The organism is Enterobacter sp. I4 (assembly GCF_022669095.1).
Taxonomy (GTDB): Bacteria; Pseudomonadota; Gammaproteobacteria; order Enterobacterales; family Enterobacteriaceae; genus Enterobacter; species Enterobacter pasteurii.
This window is the reverse complement of record NZ_JALBUO010000003.1, coordinates 218,896-234,891: the sequence shown is the minus strand read 5'-3', so window position 1 is coordinate 234,891 and position 15,996 is coordinate 218,896. Positions and strand designations below refer to the sequence as shown.

Genomic DNA, 15,996 nt, shown 5'->3' with positions numbered 1-15,996 from the left:
GAAAGCTTAACCCTCCCTCTCCCTGTGGGAGAGGGCCGGGGTGAGGGCATCAGGCATTAGCTTTAATCAACGCGCGCTCGTTCACCCCACGCTTCATTACCCTGTCCAGCACTTCCGCCTCCAGCTCTGCCAGTCTTGCAGCGCCTACGCGGCGAGGGCGTGGAATGTCCACCGTCAGATCCAGACCAATTTTTCCCTCTTCTATTAACAGCACCCGGTCGGCCATCGCCACGGCTTCGCTGACGTCGTGCGTCACCAGCAGCACCGTAAAGCCGTGCGTCTGCCAGAGGGACGCAATCAGATCCTGCATCTCGATCCGCGTCAGGGCATCGAGCGCGCCGAGCGGTTCATCAAGCAGCAGCAGGCCGGGACGGTGAATTAATGCCCGCGCCAGGGCCACGCGCTGCTTCTGACCGCCCGACAGCGCCGCAGGCCATTCACCCGCGCGATCCTCCAGCCCGACCGCGGCGAGTGCCTGCCGGGCCTCCTCCCGCCAGCTGCCTTTCAGACCAAGCCCGACGTTATCCATCACCGTTTTCCACGGCAGCAGGCGCGCGTCCTGAAACATCATGCGCGTATCGTCCTGAATGTTGGCCAGCGGCGTGGTGCCCGCCAGAATGTCACCCCCGTTGGGGGCTTCCAGCCGGGCTAAAAGACGCAGCAGGGTGCTTTTTCCGCCGCCGCTGCGGCCGACAACGGCCACAAACTGTCCGGCGGGAATATGCAGATCCAGCGCGTTCAGAATGGTTTTTTCGCCGTAGCGTTTGGTTACGCCGCTTAACAGCAACGGTGTTCCCTGATTCAGTCGTGCAGTATTCATGCTTTCGCCTCCTGAGCGGTATAGGCCGGGTTCCAGCGCAGCCAGGTACGCTCCAGCCACTGGGCGCTGACGTCTGCGAGCTTGCCGAGCAGGGCATAAAGGATAATGGCAACCACCACCACGTCCGTTTGCAGAAACTCCCGGGCGTTCATCGCCAGATAGCCAATGCCGGAATTAGCCGAAATGGTTTCCGCCACGATCAGGGTCAGCCACATCAGGCCGAGCGCAAAACGCACGCCGACCATGATGGAGGGAAGGGCGCCCGGCAGAATGACATGCGTAAACAGGGCAAAACCCGACAGGCCATAGCTGCGGGCCATCTCCACCAGGCCGCGATCGATATTGCGGATCCCATGCCAGGTATTGATATAGATCGGGAACAGCGTCCCCAGCGCCACGAGAAAGATTTTTGCGCTCTCATCTATGCCAAACCACAGGATGACCAGCGGGATCAGCGCCAGGTGCGGCACGTTGCGCAGCATCTGCACGGAGGTGTCCAGCAGCCGCTCTCCCCAGCGGGAGAGACCGCTGATCAGCCCAAGCGTCAGGCCGATGCTGCCGCCAATCGAAAAACCGATTGCCGCACGCCAGGAGCTGATAGCCAGATGCTGCCACAGCTCGCCGCTGGCGCTTAGCGACCAGAATGCTTCGACAACGCCCTCCGGAGAGGGCAGGATGCGGCTCGACAGCCAGCCGGTTGAAGATGCCAGCTGCCACACGAGGATAATGCCGACGGGCAAGAACCACGGCGCGGCGCGCAGCAGCCATTTTTGTGCATTTGCGGACATAGAGGCTCCTTAGCTTTGCGCGACTTTTCCCGGAATAAACGCGTTCGCCACCGCTTCGCCCTGCAGCTGAAGCTGCCGCGGCTGCGGAATGTCCGGAACAGCGACATCCAGATGCGGGAACAGCAGTTCGCCCACCCTGTATGCTTCTTCCAGATGCGGATAGCCGGAGAGGATAACGCTGTCGATGCCCAGCTCCGCGTATTCATTGATGCGTGCCGCTACGGTTGGGCCGTCACCTACCAGCGCCGTACCGGCGCCGCCGCGCACCAGACCTACGCCGGCCCACAGGTTCGGGCTGATTTCCAGATTTTCTCGCCTGCCGTTGTGCAGCGACGCCATCCGGTGCTGACCCACGGAGTCGGTACTGGCAAACGCCGCCTGTGCCCTGGCGATGGTGTCGTCGTCCAGATGGGAAATTAACCGGTCGGCGGCCTGCCAGGCCTCTTCGCTGGTTTCGCGCACAATCACGTGCAGGCGAATACCGAAGCGCACCTTGCGGCCATGTTCAGCCGCTTTAGCGCGTACCTGGGCGATTTTTTCCTTCACCAGCGCAGGCGGCTCGCCCCAGGTCAGATAGAGATCGATCTGCTCAGCCGCCAGATCCTGCGCCACGTCCGATGAACCACCGAAATAGAGGGGAGGGCGCGGCTGCTGAACCGGCGGGAAGTAGAGTTTCGCATCCCGAACGTGGATATGTTTTCCTTCGAAGGTGACGGTTTCACCCTCCAGCAGCCGCCGCCAGACGCGTGTGAACTCGGCGGAGGCTTCATAACGTTCGGTGTGATCGAGGAACACGCCGTCTCCCGCCAGCTCCTGCGGATCGCTGCCGGTGACCAGATTGAACAGCGCGCGCCCGTTGGATAGCCTGTCCAGCGTTGCCGCCTGACGCGCCGCGACGGTTGGCGATACCACGCTCGGGCGCAGCGCCACCAGGAATTTCAGACGCTGGGTGACGGGGATCATTGAGGCGGCAACCAGCCAGGCATCCTCGCACGATCGGCCCGTCGGGATCAGCACCCCGGTAAAACCGATGCGGTCTGCCGCCTGTGCTATCTGCTGAAGATAGCCGTGATCGACCGGGCGAGCGCCTTCTTCTGTGCCAAGATAGCGTCCATCACCGTGGGTGGGTAAAAACCAGAAAAGATTCAGACTCATGATTTTTTTCCTTCAATGCCGGCGGGTTGCCAGATGCGTTCGCGAATATTTACCTGCTTTGGAACCAGGCGGTTTTGATAAAAAAGATCTGCCGTTTGCTGCTGGAGGGCGGCAACGCGTGCGTCAACCGGGGCGATGGTGGTTGGTGGACGGTGGTCAAGGTAGGTGGCGATCACCGGCTCAGGCAAGCCCATGGTTTTCGCGAGCAGCGTTACGCTCTGCTGACGCTGGGTCTGGGTCAGCGAATCGGCCTGCGTGAAGGTATCGAGCACCTCCTGAATAAAGGCGCCGTTCTTTTCGGCGTACGGACGCGCTGCCAGGTAGAACGAACCCGTCTGTTTCAGGGGCGTGCCGTCTTTCAGCACCCGCACGCCGCCCTGCAGCAGGGCGGCAGAGTAGTACGGATCCCAGATAGCCCAGGCATCAACGTTCTTTTGCTGGAACGCCGCGCGCGCATCGGCTGGCGTCAGGTAAACGGGCTGTATATCGGTGAACGACAGGCCTGCCTCCTGCAACGCGCGCAGAAGCAGGTTGTGCGAGCTTGAGCCTTTCTGGAAAGCAACCTTATGCCCTTTCAGATCGGCGACGCGTTTAATCCCGCTATTTTCCGGCACCAGGATCACCTCTGCCTTTGGCTTCGCGGGTTCAACGCCCACGTAAACCAGATCCGCCCCGGCTGCCTGCGCAAAGATCGGCGGAATGTCGCCGGTGCTGCCTAAATCAATACTCCCGACGTTCAGCGCCTCCAGCATTTGGGGGCCGGCAGGGAATTCGACCCAGGAGAATGTGGTGTCCGGGAAGCGTTTTTCCAAAAGCGCATGGCTTTTCGCCAGCACCATGCTGACGCTGCCTTTCTGATAGCCAATGCGCAGGCTCTCCGGTGCGGCCTCCGCCGCGTGTGCCAGCGACGCGACTGCCAGCAGGCCCGCCAGCCTGATACGGGTAAGGATTTTAAACATGCGCTACTCCTTGTGGTTGACGACGTGCCTCTGCATGGCGTTCCCGGCGGTTCAGGGCGTGCCAGAAGGTATCAAGCGCGCTGTCGAGGCGGGTTTGCAGGTTCGGGGTGAAGTGTGGCCTGTGCTGGTAGTCAATCACCTGTGAGTCGTCTGCGAAGACGCCGTGCAGGATCTCCTGCGCCTTCAGCGCGTTCAGAACGGGCTTGAGGGCGTAATCCACCGCCAGCAAATGGGCCACGGTACCGCCGGTGGCCAGCGGCAGGACGACCTTGCCGTCCAGCGCGCGTTCGGGCAGCAGATCGAGCAGGGTTTTCAGCGCACCCGAAAAAGAGGCTTTATAAATGGGCGTCGCGACGATCAGTCCATCCGCACCTTTAAGCTGTTCTGTCAGGGCTTTCAGCGCCGGGCTGTCAAAACGGGCGTAGAGCAGATCTTCAGGGTCGAAATTGTGCAGATTCCAGTGGCATACCTCCACATCCAGAGCATTAAGCTTTTCGCGGGCGTATTCCAGCAGGGCGCTGGAGCGAGAGGGGAAGCGCGGGCTTCCGGCCAGAGTAATGACGCGCATGGTTGCTCCTTATAACTAATTGTTTGCTTTTATCTAACATTCATAACAATTTTCAGGAGTGTGACATTGCGCCGTTATTCCACTAAATGATTTATCCTCAGGTGAAATGCCAAAAAATGCATAAGAAGTCTTCCCGAAGGAAACGATTGCGTTTTACCCGGCTTTTTTTTGCCACAGGTCAATTCCCTTTCCGTGCCGGATCGCACATAATCCCCTCCCGGTTTGCACACCGGGAATCCAGGAGAGTTCATGTACTACCCCTTCGTTCGTAAAGCCCTTTTCCAGCTCGATCCAGAGCGCGCTCATGAATTGACGTTTCAGCAGTTACGCCGCATTACCGGAACGCCTTTCGCGGCGCTGGTGCGCCAGAACGTGCCGGAAAAACCTGTGCAGTGCATGGGCCTGACCTTCAAGAATCCGCTGGGCCTCGCGGCCGGCCTGGATAAAAATGGCGAATGCATTGATGCACTCGGTGCGATGGGCTTTGGCTCGATCGAAATCGGGACGGTGACGCCGCGCCCGCAGCCGGGTAACGACAAGCCGCGCCTGTTCCGCCTGGTCGAAGCCGAAGGGCTGATCAACCGCATGGGCTTTAATAACCTCGGTGTCGATCATCTGGTAGAGAACGTAAAAAAAGCCCATTTTGATGGCGTGCTGGGTATTAATATCGGTAAAAATAAAGACACCCCAGTCGAGCAGGGTAAAGATGACTATCTGATTTGTATGGAAAAAGTCTACGCCTATGCCGGTTATATCGCGGTGAATATTTCATCACCAAACACCCCAGGGCTGCGTTCATTACAATATGGCGAAGCGCTCGACGATCTTCTCAGCGCCATTAAAAATAAACAAACGGAGCTGCAGGCGAGCCACCATAAATATGTTCCGGTCGCGGTTAAGATCGCCCCGGATCTTTCTCCTGAAGAATTGATCCAGGTTGCCGACAGTTTAGTTCGCCATAATATTGATGGTGTTATTGCGACCAATACGACGCTCGATCGATCCCTCGTTCAGGGAATGAAAAACTGTGACGAAGCGGGTGGTTTAAGCGGCCGTCCGGTACAATTAAAAAGCACCGAAATTATTCGCGCACTTTCTGCGGAATTAAAAGGCCAGCTGCCGATTATTGGGGTGGGCGGCATTGATTCCGTCATCGCTGCGCGTGAGAAGATGGCGGCGGGCGCATCGCTGGTGCAAATTTATTCCGGCTTTATTTTTAAAGGGCCGCCGTTGATTAAAGAAATTGTCACCCATATCTAATCTTTTCTCTTAATCAGACAACCAGGGCTTTATTTCCAGCCCTGGTTGTTTTATATTCCGTCATTGTTGCTTATTTAGACATTATAGTCTTTTATTACTAGTGTTATAAACGAAGCGGCAAACAGGACATTTTTAGTACAGGACGTTTGGGGACGGGAGAGAAACATGCGAATTAAACCTGACGATAACTGGCGCTGGTATTATTGCGAAGAGCATGACCGAATGATGCTCGACTTAGCCAATGGCATGTTGTTTCGCTCTCGTTTTGCGCGCCGGATGCTCACGCCAGACGCGTTTGCCCCCTCAGGCTTTTGCGTTGACGATGCCGCACTCTATTTCTCTTTTGAAGAAAAATGCCGCGATCTCGATCTCTCCAAAGAACAGCGCGCCGAACTGGTATTAAACGCGCTGGTGGCAATCCGCTTCCTGAAACCCCAAATGCCGAAAAGCTGGCATTTCCTCGCGCACGGCATGAGCTGGACCCCGGCCACGGGCGATGCGGCCAGCGTGAGCCTGAGCGATACCGAAGAAGAGGTGAGTTTGCTGGTGGTTGAACCCGGCGAAAACGCCGCGCTCTGTTTGCTGGCACAGCCCGGCGTGACCATTGCCGGGCGAGTGATGCAGTTAGGTGATGCCATCAAGGTAATGAACGACAGGCTGAAGCCACAGCTGCGCGTAGATTCCTTCAGCCTCGAACAGGCGGTTTAAGCTTCCAGCTGTACGGACGTTTTCGGTACGCAGCTACAGCACAGGATCGTGCCGTCATTGCCAATCGCGGATTTCTTCAGAGCACTCACCTCACCGTCTACCAGCCTGATGCGGCAGCATCCACAAATTCCCGCCCGACAGGAATACGGTACGCGAATACCCGCCTGCTCCAGCTGCTCCAGTAGTACCTGCTGATTGTTACCCCGGATAACCTTGCCTTCCCAGTGAATATCCACCGCGGAAGCGACGTTGGTCACGGCGTCGATCATCTCTTCTTCCTGACCTGCGCCATACACGCGTGCCGGACCGCGGGTAAGAATTTCGACCTCGTCGCCCACGCGGATCGCGCCGCTTGAGCGGGGGATCAGGTTCTGACCGAAATCGACGTCGCCGCTGTCCTGCGCGGTACGGAATGACTGCAACGTTTTCAGCGGTTCGCCGGAAGGATGCTTCTGGCCTTTTTCCGGGCTGACGGTGGTGAAAATACAGCGGCTGCACGGTTTCACCACGTCAAAAATCACGCTGCCGATGCGGATCGTTTTCCAGGTATCTTCATCCCAGGCATCCGCTCCGGTCACCACCAGATTCGGGCGAAACTGCTCCATCTGCACGCTGGCTTTACAGCGGTTTTGTAGGTCGCGAAGCGAGGCCTCGTTGGTCAGCAGGAATGGAAAACCATCCGCGAAGGAGAGGGGGACCGCGTTGTGGCGCTTAACGCGACGGGTCAGGGCTGGCCCAACCCAGCGCAGCTGAACGTTACGGGAGAAAAAGCCGCTCAGCCACTGGTTTATAGCGTCCGGGGCGATACGCGCGGTAAAATGATTCCCCCACACCTCCGTTGGCGCATCCACCGGCGCAAAATCGGTAAAGCGAACCACCACGCTCGATCCGTCCGGCGCGGTCAGGTGCAAACCGTCATGAAGCGGGGAAGGGGTAAAGCGAACCATCTGCGGGAACTGGCGTGCCGTAATGAACGTACCGTCAGGCTCGGTGACCATAAATATGCGATCGAAGGCAAATCCGCTTATATCGGCCAGCGCGTGCGTAACGCCGATACCGCGCATGGATTTCACCGGATGAATAAAAAGCCTGGATAACGTCGCCACTGCACACTCCCGCAAAAGAAAATAAGCCTTCAACTTTATGACATACACGCCATATTAGCTATAATGCGCGACAATTTTCTAAGAGTAAAAGTGACGATATGAATTCTCTGTTTGCCAGTACGGCCCGTGGGCTGGAAGAGCTGTTAAAAACTGAACTGGAAGGCCTGGGCGCGAGAGAGTGCCGGGTGGTTCAGGGTGGTGTCCATTTTGAGGGCGACACGCGGCTTATTTACCAGAGCCTGATGTGGAGCCGTCTGGCGTCGCGCATCATGCTGCCGATGAAAGAGTGCAAGGTCTACAGCGATCTTGATCTCTACACCGGCGTACAGATGATCGACTGGACAGAGATCTTCACCCCGGACGCCACCTTTGCGGTGCATTTCAACGGCGTCAACGATGAGATCCGCAACAGCCAGTACGGTGCTCTGCGCGTCAAAGACGCCATTGTCGACTGCTTCACGCGTCGAAATAAGGAACGCCCGAACGTTGACCGCGAAAATCCGGATCTGCGTATCAACGTCTGGCTGAACGGCGACACCGCCAGCATATCCCTGGATCTGAGCGGCGCGGGCCTGCATCTGCGCGGCTATCGCGACCGCACCGGGATGGCGCCCATCAAAGAAACGCTGGCTGCGGCCATCGTCATGCGCTCCGGCTGGCAGCCGGGTACGCCGCTGCTCGATCCGATGTGCGGTTCCGGCACGCTGCTGATTGAAGCCGCGATGCTGGCTACCGACCGTGCGCCAGGCCTGCACCGTGGACAGTGGGGCTTTAAAGGCTGGGCACAGCACGATGAAGCCCTCTGGAAAGAGGTGAAGGACGACGCGCAGACCCGCGCGCGCAAGGGGCTGGCGGAGTACACGTCTCGCTTTTATGGTTCGGACAGCGATGCCCGCGTCATTGAACGCGCCCGCAGCAACGCCCGCCGCGCCGGGATTGGCGAGCTGATTCAATTTGACGTCAAGGACGTTGCGAACCTGACCAACCCGCTGCCTAAGGGCCCGTACGGTACGGTGATCAGCAACCCGCCTTACGGCGAACGTCTGGGCAGCGAGCCGGCGCTGATTGCGCTGCACAGCCTGCTGGGCCGCAACATGAAAGCGCATTTCGGCGGCTGGAATCTCTCCCTGTTTAGCGCCTCGCCGGAGCTGCTGAGCTGCCTGCAACTGCGTGCGGATCGCCAGTACAAGGCGAAAAACGGCCCGCTGGACTGCGTGCAGAAAAACTACCATCTGGCCGAGACGGCGGCGGACAGCAAGCCCTCCGGCGTAGCGGAAGATTACGCCAACCGTCTGCGCAAAAACCTGAAGAAATTTGAGAAGTGGGCGAAGCAGGAAGGGATCGAATGCTATCGCCTGTACGACGCTGACCTGCCGGAATACAACGTGGCGGTTGACCGCTATGCGGACTGGGTGGTCGTTCAGGAGTATGCCCCGCCGAAAACCATTGATGCGCAAAAAGCGCGTCAGCGTATGCTGGACGTCATTGCGGCGACCATCGCCGTGCTCGGCATTTCGCCAAACAGGCTGGTGCTGAAAACCCGTGAACGTCAGAAAGGTAAAAATCAGTATCAGAAAATGGGCGAGAAGGGCGACTTCATCGAAGTGGGCGAATATAACGCTCGCCTGTGGGTTAACCTGACCGACTATCTTGATACCGGCCTGTTCCTCGATCACCGTATCGCCCGCCGCATGCTGGGCCAGATGAGCAAAGGCAAAGATTTCCTTAATCTCTTCTCATACACCGGCAGCGCCAGCGTGCATGCAGGGCTTGGCGGCGCGCGCAGCACCACCACGGTGGATATGTCCCGCACCTATCTGGAGTGGGCGGAGCGTAACCTGCGTCTCAACGGCTTAACCGGGCGTCAGCATCGTCTGTTGCAGGCGGACGTGCTGGGCTGGCTGCGCGATACGGATGAACAGTTCGATCTGATCTTTATCGATCCACCGACGTTCTCTAACTCCAAGCGCATGGAGGATAGCTTTGATGTTCAACGCGATCACCTGCGCCTGATGACCGACCTGAAGCGCCTGCTGCGTAAGGGCGGCACCATTATGTTCTCGAACAACAAGCGCGGATTCCGCATGGATCACGACGGCCTGGCCGAACTGGGACTGAAAGCACAAGAAATCAGCCAAAAAACGCTGTCTCAGGACTTTGCCCGTAACCGTCAAATCCACAACTGCTGGCTTATCTCCGCGGTCTGAAAGGAAAAATAAATGTCTTTAATTAGTATGCACGGCGCGTGGCTCTCCTTCAGCGACTCGCCGCTTCTCGATAATGCAGAGCTGCATATCGAAGATAACGAGCGCGTCTGCCTGGTTGGCCGTAACGGCGCGGGCAAATCGACGCTGATGAAAATCCTCAATCGCGAGCAGGGGCTGGACGATGGACGCATTGTTTACGAACAGGATCTGATCGTCTCTCGTCTGCAACAGGATCCGCCGCGCAACGTCACCGGCAGCGTTTATGATTTCGTGGCGGAAGGTATTTCTGAGCAGGCGGAATACCTGAAGCGCTACCACGAGATTTCGCATCTGGTGATGACTGACCCGAGCGACAAGAATCTCAACGAGCTGGCTAAGGTGCAGGAGATGCTCGATCACCACGGCCTGTGGCAGCTGGAAAACCGCATTAACGAAGTGCTGGCGCAGCTTGGCCTCGAAGCGGATATGGAGCTGTCGGCGCTGTCCGGTGGCTGGCTGCGTAAAGCGGCGCTGGGCCGTGCGCTGGTGAGCGGACCTAAGGTGCTGCTGCTGGACGAACCGACGAACCACCTGGATATCGAAGCGATTGACTGGCTGGAAGGTTTCCTGAAAACCTTTAACGGCACCATTATCTTTATCTCGCACGACCGTTCGTTTATCCGCAATATGGCGACACGCATCGTCGATCTCGACCGCGGCAAGCTGGTGACCTATCCGGGCGATTACGATACCTACCTGCTGGAGAAAGAAGAGAACCTGCGCGTGGAAGAACTGCAAAATGCTGAGTTCGACCGCAAGCTGGCGCAGGAAGAGGTGTGGATCCGTCAGGGCATTAAAGCGCGTCGTACCCGTAACGAAGGCCGCGTTCGCGCCCTGAAGGCGATGCGTCGCGAACGCAGCGAACGCCGTGAGGTGATGGGCAGCGCCAAAATGCAGGTTGAAGAGGCGTCCCGCTCCGGCAAGATTGTCTTCGAAATGGAAAACGTTAACTATTCGGTCGACGGTAAAGTGCTGGTGAACGATTTCTCCGCGCAGGTACAGCGCGGCGACAAAATTGCGCTTATCGGCCCGAATGGCTGCGGTAAAACCACGCTGCTGAAGCTGATGCTGGGCCAGCTCCAGGCCGACAGCGGCCGTATTCACTGCGGCACCAAGCTGGAAGTGGCGTACTTCGACCAGCACCGCGCCGAGCTGGATCCAGACCGCACGGTGATGGATAACCTTGCCGAAGGTAAGCAGGAGGTGATGGTTAACGGCAAGCCGCGCCACGTGCTGGGCTACCTTCAGGACTTCCTGTTCCATCCAAAACGCGCCATGACCCCGGTGCGCGCGCTGTCCGGCGGGGAGCGTAACCGTCTTCTGCTGGCGCGTCTGTTCCTGAAACCAAGCAATTTACTGATCCTCGATGAACCGACGAACGACCTGGATGTCGAAACGCTGGAGCTGCTTGAAGAACTGATTGATGGCTATCAGGGCACGGTGATGCTGGTTAGCCACGACCGTCAGTTCGTGGATAACACCGTGACCGAGTGCTGGATCTTCGAAGGCGAAGGCCGGATTGGTCAGTACGTTGGCGGCTATCACGACGCGCGCGGGCAGCAATCCCAGTCCATGGCGCAAAAACAGGCCAGGACCAAAAGCGTAGCGGAACCCGTTGTTGCAAAAGCAGAAACGGCCAAAAAATCACCGGCTAAAATGAGCTATAACCTGCAGCGCGAACTGGAAGGCCTGCCGCAGCGTCTGGAAGAGCTGGAAGCCGCGCTGGAAGCGCTGCAGATTCAGGTTGCTGATGCGTCATTCTTTACGCAGCCTCACGACTATACTCAGAAAGTACTGGCTGAGCTCTCCCAGGCCGAGCAGGCGCTGGAGGAAGCGTTTGAGCGCTGGGAGTATCTTGAGTCTCTGAAAAACGGCGCATAAACAGGGATAAACTATGTGTGACCAGCACCATGCCGATCGGCATATTCTATGCTCGCAGTGCGATATGCTTGTGGCGTTGCCAGAGCTTGGTCACGGACACAAGGCTGCCTGCCCACGCTGTGGGGCGACGCTGACAACCGAGTGGGACGCGCCCAGGCAGCGTCCTACCGCTTATGCGCTGGCAGCGTTGTTCATGCTGCTGCTCTCCAATCTCTTCCCTTTCATCTACATGAAGGTGGGAGGGATGACCAGCCAGATAGATTTACTGGAAATCCCGAACGTCATGTTCTCGGAGGACTACGCCAGCCTCGGCACCTTCTTCCTGCTGTTCGTGCAGATAGTTCCGGCCTTTTGCCTGGTCGTCATCCTGCTGCTGGTTAACCGCGTCAGGATGCCGCTCTCCCTCAAAATCAAACTCGCGCGCGTTTTGTTCCAGCTGAAAAGCTGGGGGATGGCGGAGATCTTTCTGGCGGGGGTACTGGTCAGCTTCGTGAAGCTGATGGCCTACGGCGACGTGGGAATTGGCAGCAGCTTTATACCCTGGTGCCTGTACTGCGTGCTGCAGCTGCGCGCCTTTCAGTGCGTAGACCGACGCTGGGCCTGGGACGATATCGCCCCGGCGCCGGCGCTGTCGCAGACGGTTAAGGTGGGCGTGCCGGGCATTCGTCAGGGGCTTCGCTCCTGCTCCTGCTGCACCGCCATCCTGCCCGCAGAGGTTGAGGTGTGTCCGCGCTGTGAAACAAAGGGGTACGTGCGGCGTAAAAATAGCCTGCAATGGACGATGGCGCTGCTGGTGACCTCCATCATGCTTTATCTGCCCGCCAATATCCTGCCGATCATGATCACCGACCTGCTCGGCGACAAAATGCCTTCGACCATCCTGGCCGGGGTTATTTTGCTGTGGGGGGAAGGGTCGTACCCGGTTGCGGGGGTGATTTTCATCGCCAGCATTATGGTGCCGACCTTAAAGATGATTGCGATTGCCTGGCTTTGCTGGGATGCGAAAGGGCACGGAAAGCGCGACAGTGAACGTATGCACCTGATTTATGAGGTTGTGGAATTTGTTGGCCGCTGGTCGATGATTGACGTGTTTGTGATAGCGGTTCTCTCTGCGCTGGTGCGCATGGGCGGGCTGATGAGTATTTATCCCGCGATGGGAGCGCTGATGTTTGCGTTGGTCGTCATTATGACCATGTTTGCGGCCATGACCTTCGACCCTCGTTTATCGTGGGATCGTGAGCCCGAGACAAGCCATGAGGAAGAGTAAGAGCATGGAAAATAAGAGTGGAGAGGCTAAAGTGCAGAAGGTCAGAAACTGGTCGCCGGTGTGGATATTCCCCATCGTGACCGCGCTGATCGGCGCATGGATCCTGTTTTATCATTACAGCCATCAGGGCCCGGAAGTCACGCTAATCACCACCAATGCAGAAGGCATTGAGGGCGGTAAAACCACCATCAAAAGCCGCAGCGTGGATGTGGGCGTGGTCGAAAGTGCGACCCTGACGGATGACTTAACCCATGTAGAAATTAAGGCTCGCCTGAATGCCGGCATGGAAAAACTGCTGCATGAAGATTCCGTCTTTTGGGTGGTTAAACCTCAGGTCGGCCGTGAAGGGATCAGCGGGTTAGGAACGCTCCTGTCAGGGGCTTACATTGAGCTTCAGCCTGGCAACAAGGGTATCCAGCCCGCGAGCTATGAGCTGCTGGACTCTCCGCCGCTTGCGCCGCCGGACGCTAAGGGGATCCGCGTCATTCTGGACAGTAAAAAAGCGGGCCAGCTTTCGCCGGGCGATCCTGTGCTGTTCCGCGGCTACCGCGTCGGTTCGGTTGAGACCAGTACGTTCGATCCGCAAAAGCGGACCATCAGCTATCAGCTTTTCATCAATGCGCCGAACGACCGCCTGGTGACCAGCAACGTGCGCTTCTGGAAAGACAGCGGGATCGCGGTCGATCTGACTTCGGCGGGGATGCGCGTAGAGATGGGGTCACTCACCACCCTGTTTGGCGGGGGCGTCAGCTTTGACGTACCGGAAGGTTTGGATCTCGGACAGCCGGTGGCGGAGAAAACCGCCTTCAGGCTGTTTGACGATCAGAAAAGCATTCAGGATGCGCTCTATACCGATCACATCGACTATCTGATGTTCTTTAAGGATTCGGTGCGCGGCCTGCAGCCGGGAGCGCCGGTCGAGTTCCGCGGTATCCGTCTGGGGACAGTGGGACAGGTGCCTTACTTTGTTCCGGGTCTTAAGCAGATGCTTGATGATGATTACCGTATTCCGGTGCTGATCCGCATTGAGCCTGAACGTTTGATTAACCAGATTGGTCAGGATCAGGATATCGGCGAGCACATCACCGACCTGATGAACCGCGGTCTGCGCGGCTCGCTGAAAACCGGTAACCTGGTGACGGGGGCGCTGTATGTCGATATGGACTTCTATCCAAAAGCGCCACCAATGACGGGGATCCGCGAATTTGGCGGTTATAAAATTATCCCTACGGTGAGCAGTGGCCTGGCGCAGATCCAGCAGCGCCTGATGGAAACGTTGGATAAGATTAACAATCTGCCGCTGAATCCAATGCTTGAGGCTGCAACGGGATCGCTGCAACAGAGCCAGGCGACGATGCGACGTCTGCAAACCACGCTGGATAATATCAACAAGCTCACCGCCAACCAGTCCATGCAGCAGCTGCCGCAGGATATGCAGAAAACGTTGCGCGAACTGAACCGCAGTATGCAGGGCTTCCAGCCTGGTTCAGCGGCCTACAACAAAATGGTGGCGGACATGCAGCGTCTTGACCAGGTCTTACGCGAGCTCCAGCCAGTGTTGAAAACGCTCAACGAGAAGAGCAACGCGCTGGTGTTTGAAGCGAAAGATAAAAAGGATCCTGAGCCTAAGAGGGCGAAACAATGAAAAAATGGCTAACTATCGTGGGCGCGCTGGTATTAACGGCCTGTAGCTCGGGAAGTGATAACAAAAGCTACTATCAGCTGCCCATGGGCGCGCAGCCGGGCGCTCAAAGCATCGCCTCGCAGGGCAGCCGGCTGCTGTGGGTCGAGCAGGTTGCGGTGCCGGATTATCTGGCTGGCAACGGGGTGGTCTACCAGACCAGCGACGTGCAGTACGTGATCGCCAGCAATAACCTGTGGGCCAGCCCGCTGGATCAGCAGTTACGCAATACGCTGGTGGCAAATCTGAGCGGTCAGCTCCCCGGCTGGGTCGTGGCCTCACAGCCTTTGGGAAGCGATCAGGACACGCTGAATGTTAACGTAACGGGCTTCCACGGCCGCTATGACGGTGCCGTTGTCATCAGCGGGGAGTGGCTGCTGAACCATCAGGGACAGCTGATCAAACGTCCTTTCCATCTTGAGCTGAAGCAGCAAAAAGATGGATATGACGAGATGGTGAAAGTGCTCGCACAGGGATGGGCGCAGGAATCGGCCGCCATTGCCAGAGAGATTTCCCGGCTGCCATAAGTAAAATTCATAGTCGTAAGCCGCTCTCAGCTTGTCGCTGATTGCGGCTTTTTTTTCGTTTTGGCTTCAGGCTGTTACTTGTGCCGCATCACATTTTTTGTACAAACGATCTTCCGCATAGCTCACAAATATGACACCCGTATGAATTTTGAACGTTGACGCTGAGGCTGATTCGGGGTATTCGTTAACTGTGCTTGCACATATTGCAACCACTGTTTTCTTTCCACCAGACAAAAGAATGAGGGAAACGAGGCATGAAGAGACAGAAACGAGATCGCCTGGAAAGGGCTCATCAACGTGGTTATCAGGCTGGCATCGCCGGACGTTCAAAAGAAATGTGTCCCTACCAGGCCTTAAATCAAAGGTCTCAATGGTTAGGGGGCTGGCGAGAAGCCATCGGAGACAGGGCAGTACTTGCCTGATACCGTCTCTTTAAAAAGAAACCTCCGCAATGCGGAGGTTTCGCCTTTCTGGAGGAGGCTAAAAGCCGCTATCAGAAAGCAGAGGTATCCTGGAACAGACCCACTTTCAGATCGTTCGCGGTATAGATCAGACGACCATCAACCAGCACTTCGCCATCCGCCAGGCCCATAATCAGACGACGGTTAACGATGCGTTTGAAATGGATGCGGTAGGTGACTTTCTTCGCGGTAGGGAGAACCTGACCGGTGAATTTCACTTCGCCAACGCCCAGCGCGCGGCCTTTGCCTTCACCGCCAAGCCAGCCCAGATAGAAGCCAACCAGCTGCCACATTGCATCGAGGCCGAGGCAGCCAGGCATTACCGGATCGCCAATAAAGTGGCAACCGAAGAACCACAGGTCCGGGTTGATATCGAGTTCTGCTTCTACGTAACCCTTATCAAAGTTGCCGCCGGTTTCGGTCATTTTCACGACACGGTCCATCATCAGCATATTTGGGGCCGGTAACTGCGGGCCATTCGCGCCAAACAGTTCACCGCGACCAGAGGCAAGAAGGTCTTCTTTAGTATAGGATTCGCGTTTATCTACCATGTTCTCAGTAAGCCTTAT

General features: G+C 57.2%; 15 protein-coding genes. 8 read left to right on the top strand and 7 right to left on the bottom strand.

Translation table 11 applies throughout. The features are described 5' to 3' along the window. Positions 1 to 49 precede the first annotated feature (49 nt). Genes ssuB through ssuE form a run of 5 tightly spaced genes read right to left on the bottom strand, consistent with a single transcriptional unit; the run spans position 50 to position 4,290 of the window. Positions 50 to 820 carry an aliphatic sulfonates ABC transporter ATP-binding protein gene (gene ssuB / locus MOQ06_RS20435; RefSeq protein WP_242174614.1) on the bottom strand — a complete coding sequence of 257 codons (771 nt, stop codon included), beginning with the start codon at positions 818 to 820 and terminating at the stop codon, positions 50 to 52. Beyond that, complete coding sequence (gene ssuC, locus MOQ06_RS20430) at positions 817 to 1,608, bottom strand: aliphatic sulfonate ABC transporter permease SsuC (RefSeq protein WP_176610715.1); 792 nt, start codon at positions 1,606 to 1,608, stop codon at positions 817 to 819. The genes ssuB and ssuC overlap by 4 nt, the downstream gene beginning before the upstream one ends. Positions 1,609 to 1,617: 9 nt before the next feature. Beyond that, positions 1,618 to 2,763, bottom strand: a complete 1,146-nt coding sequence (gene ssuD, locus MOQ06_RS20425) for an FMNH2-dependent alkanesulfonate monooxygenase (protein ID WP_242174613.1) — start codon at positions 2,761 to 2,763, stop codon at positions 1,618 to 1,620. Beyond that, positions 2,760 to 3,722, bottom strand: a complete 963-nt coding sequence (locus tag MOQ06_RS20420) for a sulfonate ABC transporter substrate-binding protein (RefSeq protein WP_242174612.1) — start codon at positions 3,720 to 3,722, stop codon at positions 2,760 to 2,762. The genes ssuD and MOQ06_RS20420 overlap by 4 nt, the downstream gene beginning before the upstream one ends. After that, a complete protein-coding gene (ssuE, locus tag MOQ06_RS20415; RefSeq protein WP_242174611.1) occupies positions 3,715 to 4,290 on the bottom strand; it encodes an NADPH-dependent FMN reductase in 576 nt (191 codons plus the stop codon). Before ssuE ends, MOQ06_RS20420 begins: the two co-directional genes overlap by 8 nt. Positions 4,291 to 4,539: 249 nt before the next feature. Between ssuE and pyrD the strand changes: the two genes are divergently transcribed. Together pyrD and zapC are read left to right on the top strand one after the other, a co-directional pair. Next, positions 4,540 to 5,550 (top strand): quinone-dependent dihydroorotate dehydrogenase, encoded by a 1,011-nt coding sequence (gene pyrD, locus MOQ06_RS20410; RefSeq protein WP_242174610.1) that lies wholly within the window; start codon positions 4,540 to 4,542, stop codon positions 5,548 to 5,550. A gap of 165 nt (positions 5,551 to 5,715) precedes the next feature. Continuing rightward, the gene (zapC, locus tag MOQ06_RS20405) at positions 5,716 to 6,258 is read left to right on the top strand and encodes a cell division protein ZapC (protein WP_148421004.1); all 543 of its coding nucleotides are present in this window, start codon (positions 5,716 to 5,718) and stop codon (positions 6,256 to 6,258) included. On the opposite strand, the gene MOQ06_RS20400 is transcribed toward zapC, so the two are convergent. Beyond that, on the bottom strand, positions 6,255 to 7,364 hold the full coding sequence (locus tag MOQ06_RS20400) for a YcbX family protein (protein WP_242174608.1): 1,110 nt from the start codon (positions 7,362 to 7,364) through the stop codon (positions 6,255 to 6,257). The two genes, zapC and MOQ06_RS20400, sit on opposite strands and share 4 nt — an antisense overlap. Positions 7,365 to 7,462: 98 nt before the next feature. Between MOQ06_RS20400 and rlmKL the strand changes: the two genes are divergently transcribed. From rlmKL to rmf, 6 genes are all read left to right on the top strand, one after another. Then, a complete protein-coding gene (gene rlmKL, locus MOQ06_RS20395; protein WP_176610711.1) occupies positions 7,463 to 9,571 on the top strand; it encodes a bifunctional 23S rRNA (guanine(2069)-N(7))-methyltransferase RlmK/23S rRNA (guanine(2445)-N(2))-methyltransferase RlmL in 2,109 nt (702 codons plus the stop codon). A 12-nt stretch (positions 9,572 to 9,583) separates the two neighbouring features. Beyond that, positions 9,584 to 11,491, top strand: coding sequence for an ABC transporter ATP-binding protein (locus MOQ06_RS20390; protein ID WP_193356365.1), 1,908 nt, complete (start codon positions 9,584 to 9,586; stop codon positions 11,489 to 11,491). 13 nt (positions 11,492 to 11,504) lie between these two features. Further along, a complete protein-coding gene (gene pqiA, locus MOQ06_RS20385; RefSeq protein ID WP_242174607.1) occupies positions 11,505 to 12,758 on the top strand; it encodes a membrane integrity-associated transporter subunit PqiA in 1,254 nt (417 codons plus the stop codon). 4 nt (positions 12,759 to 12,762) lie between these two features. Next, positions 12,763 to 14,403, top strand: a complete 1,641-nt coding sequence (pqiB, locus tag MOQ06_RS20380; protein WP_148420994.1) for an intermembrane transport protein PqiB — start codon at positions 12,763 to 12,765, stop codon at positions 14,401 to 14,403. After that, the gene (pqiC, locus tag MOQ06_RS20375) at positions 14,400 to 14,966 is read left to right on the top strand and encodes a membrane integrity-associated transporter subunit PqiC (protein ID WP_148420992.1); all 567 of its coding nucleotides are present in this window, start codon (positions 14,400 to 14,402) and stop codon (positions 14,964 to 14,966) included. Before pqiB ends, pqiC begins: the two co-directional genes overlap by 4 nt. 254 nt (positions 14,967 to 15,220) lie before the next feature. Next, entirely contained in the window at positions 15,221 to 15,388 is a 168-nt protein-coding gene (gene rmf, locus MOQ06_RS20370) for a ribosome modulation factor (protein WP_003858162.1), read from the top strand. A gap of 71 nt (positions 15,389 to 15,459) precedes the next feature. On the opposite strand, the gene fabA is transcribed toward rmf, so the two are convergent. Beyond that, positions 15,460 to 15,978, bottom strand: a complete 519-nt coding sequence (gene fabA / locus MOQ06_RS20365; protein ID WP_148420990.1) for a bifunctional 3-hydroxydecanoyl-ACP dehydratase/trans-2-decenoyl-ACP isomerase — start codon at positions 15,976 to 15,978, stop codon at positions 15,460 to 15,462. Positions 15,979 to 15,996: the final 18 nt, after the last annotated feature.

Bases quoted from the DNA above. Each gene is read 5' to 3' on its own strand.
- ssuD (WP_242174613.1), bottom strand. From the start codon at position 2,763: ATGAGTCTGAATCTTTTCTGGTTTTTACCCACCCACGGTGATGGACGC.
- ssuE (WP_242174611.1), bottom strand. From the start codon at position 4,290: ATGCGCGTCATTACTCTGGCCGGAAGCCCGCGCTTCCCCTCTCGCTCC.
- zapC (WP_148421004.1), top strand. From the start codon at position 5,716: ATGCGAATTAAACCTGACGATAACTGGCGCTGGTATTATTGCGAAGAG.
- rmf (WP_003858162.1), top strand. From the start codon at position 15,221: ATGAAGAGACAGAAACGAGATCGCCTGGAAAGGGCTCATCAACGTGGT.
- ssuB (WP_242174614.1), bottom strand. From the start codon at position 820: ATGAATACTGCACGACTGAATCAGGGAACACCGTTGCTGTTAAGCGGC.
- pqiB (WP_148420994.1), top strand. From the start codon at position 12,763: ATGGAAAATAAGAGTGGAGAGGCTAAAGTGCAGAAGGTCAGAAACTGG.
- MOQ06_RS20420 (WP_242174612.1), bottom strand. From the start codon at position 3,722: ATGTTTAAAATCCTTACCCGTATCAGGCTGGCGGGCCTGCTGGCAGTC.
- ssuC (WP_176610715.1), bottom strand. From the start codon at position 1,608: ATGTCCGCAAATGCACAAAAATGGCTGCTGCGCGCCGCGCCGTGGTTC.
- pqiA (WP_242174607.1), top strand. From the start codon at position 11,505: ATGTGTGACCAGCACCATGCCGATCGGCATATTCTATGCTCGCAGTGC.
- MOQ06_RS20390 (WP_193356365.1), top strand. From the start codon at position 9,584: ATGTCTTTAATTAGTATGCACGGCGCGTGGCTCTCCTTCAGCGACTCG.
- rlmKL (WP_176610711.1), top strand. From the start codon at position 7,463: ATGAATTCTCTGTTTGCCAGTACGGCCCGTGGGCTGGAAGAGCTGTTA.
- fabA (WP_148420990.1), bottom strand. From the start codon at position 15,978: ATGGTAGATAAACGCGAATCCTATACTAAAGAAGACCTTCTTGCCTCT.
- pqiC (WP_148420992.1), top strand. From the start codon at position 14,400: ATGAAAAAATGGCTAACTATCGTGGGCGCGCTGGTATTAACGGCCTGT.
- pyrD (WP_242174610.1), top strand. From the start codon at position 4,540: ATGTACTACCCCTTCGTTCGTAAAGCCCTTTTCCAGCTCGATCCAGAG.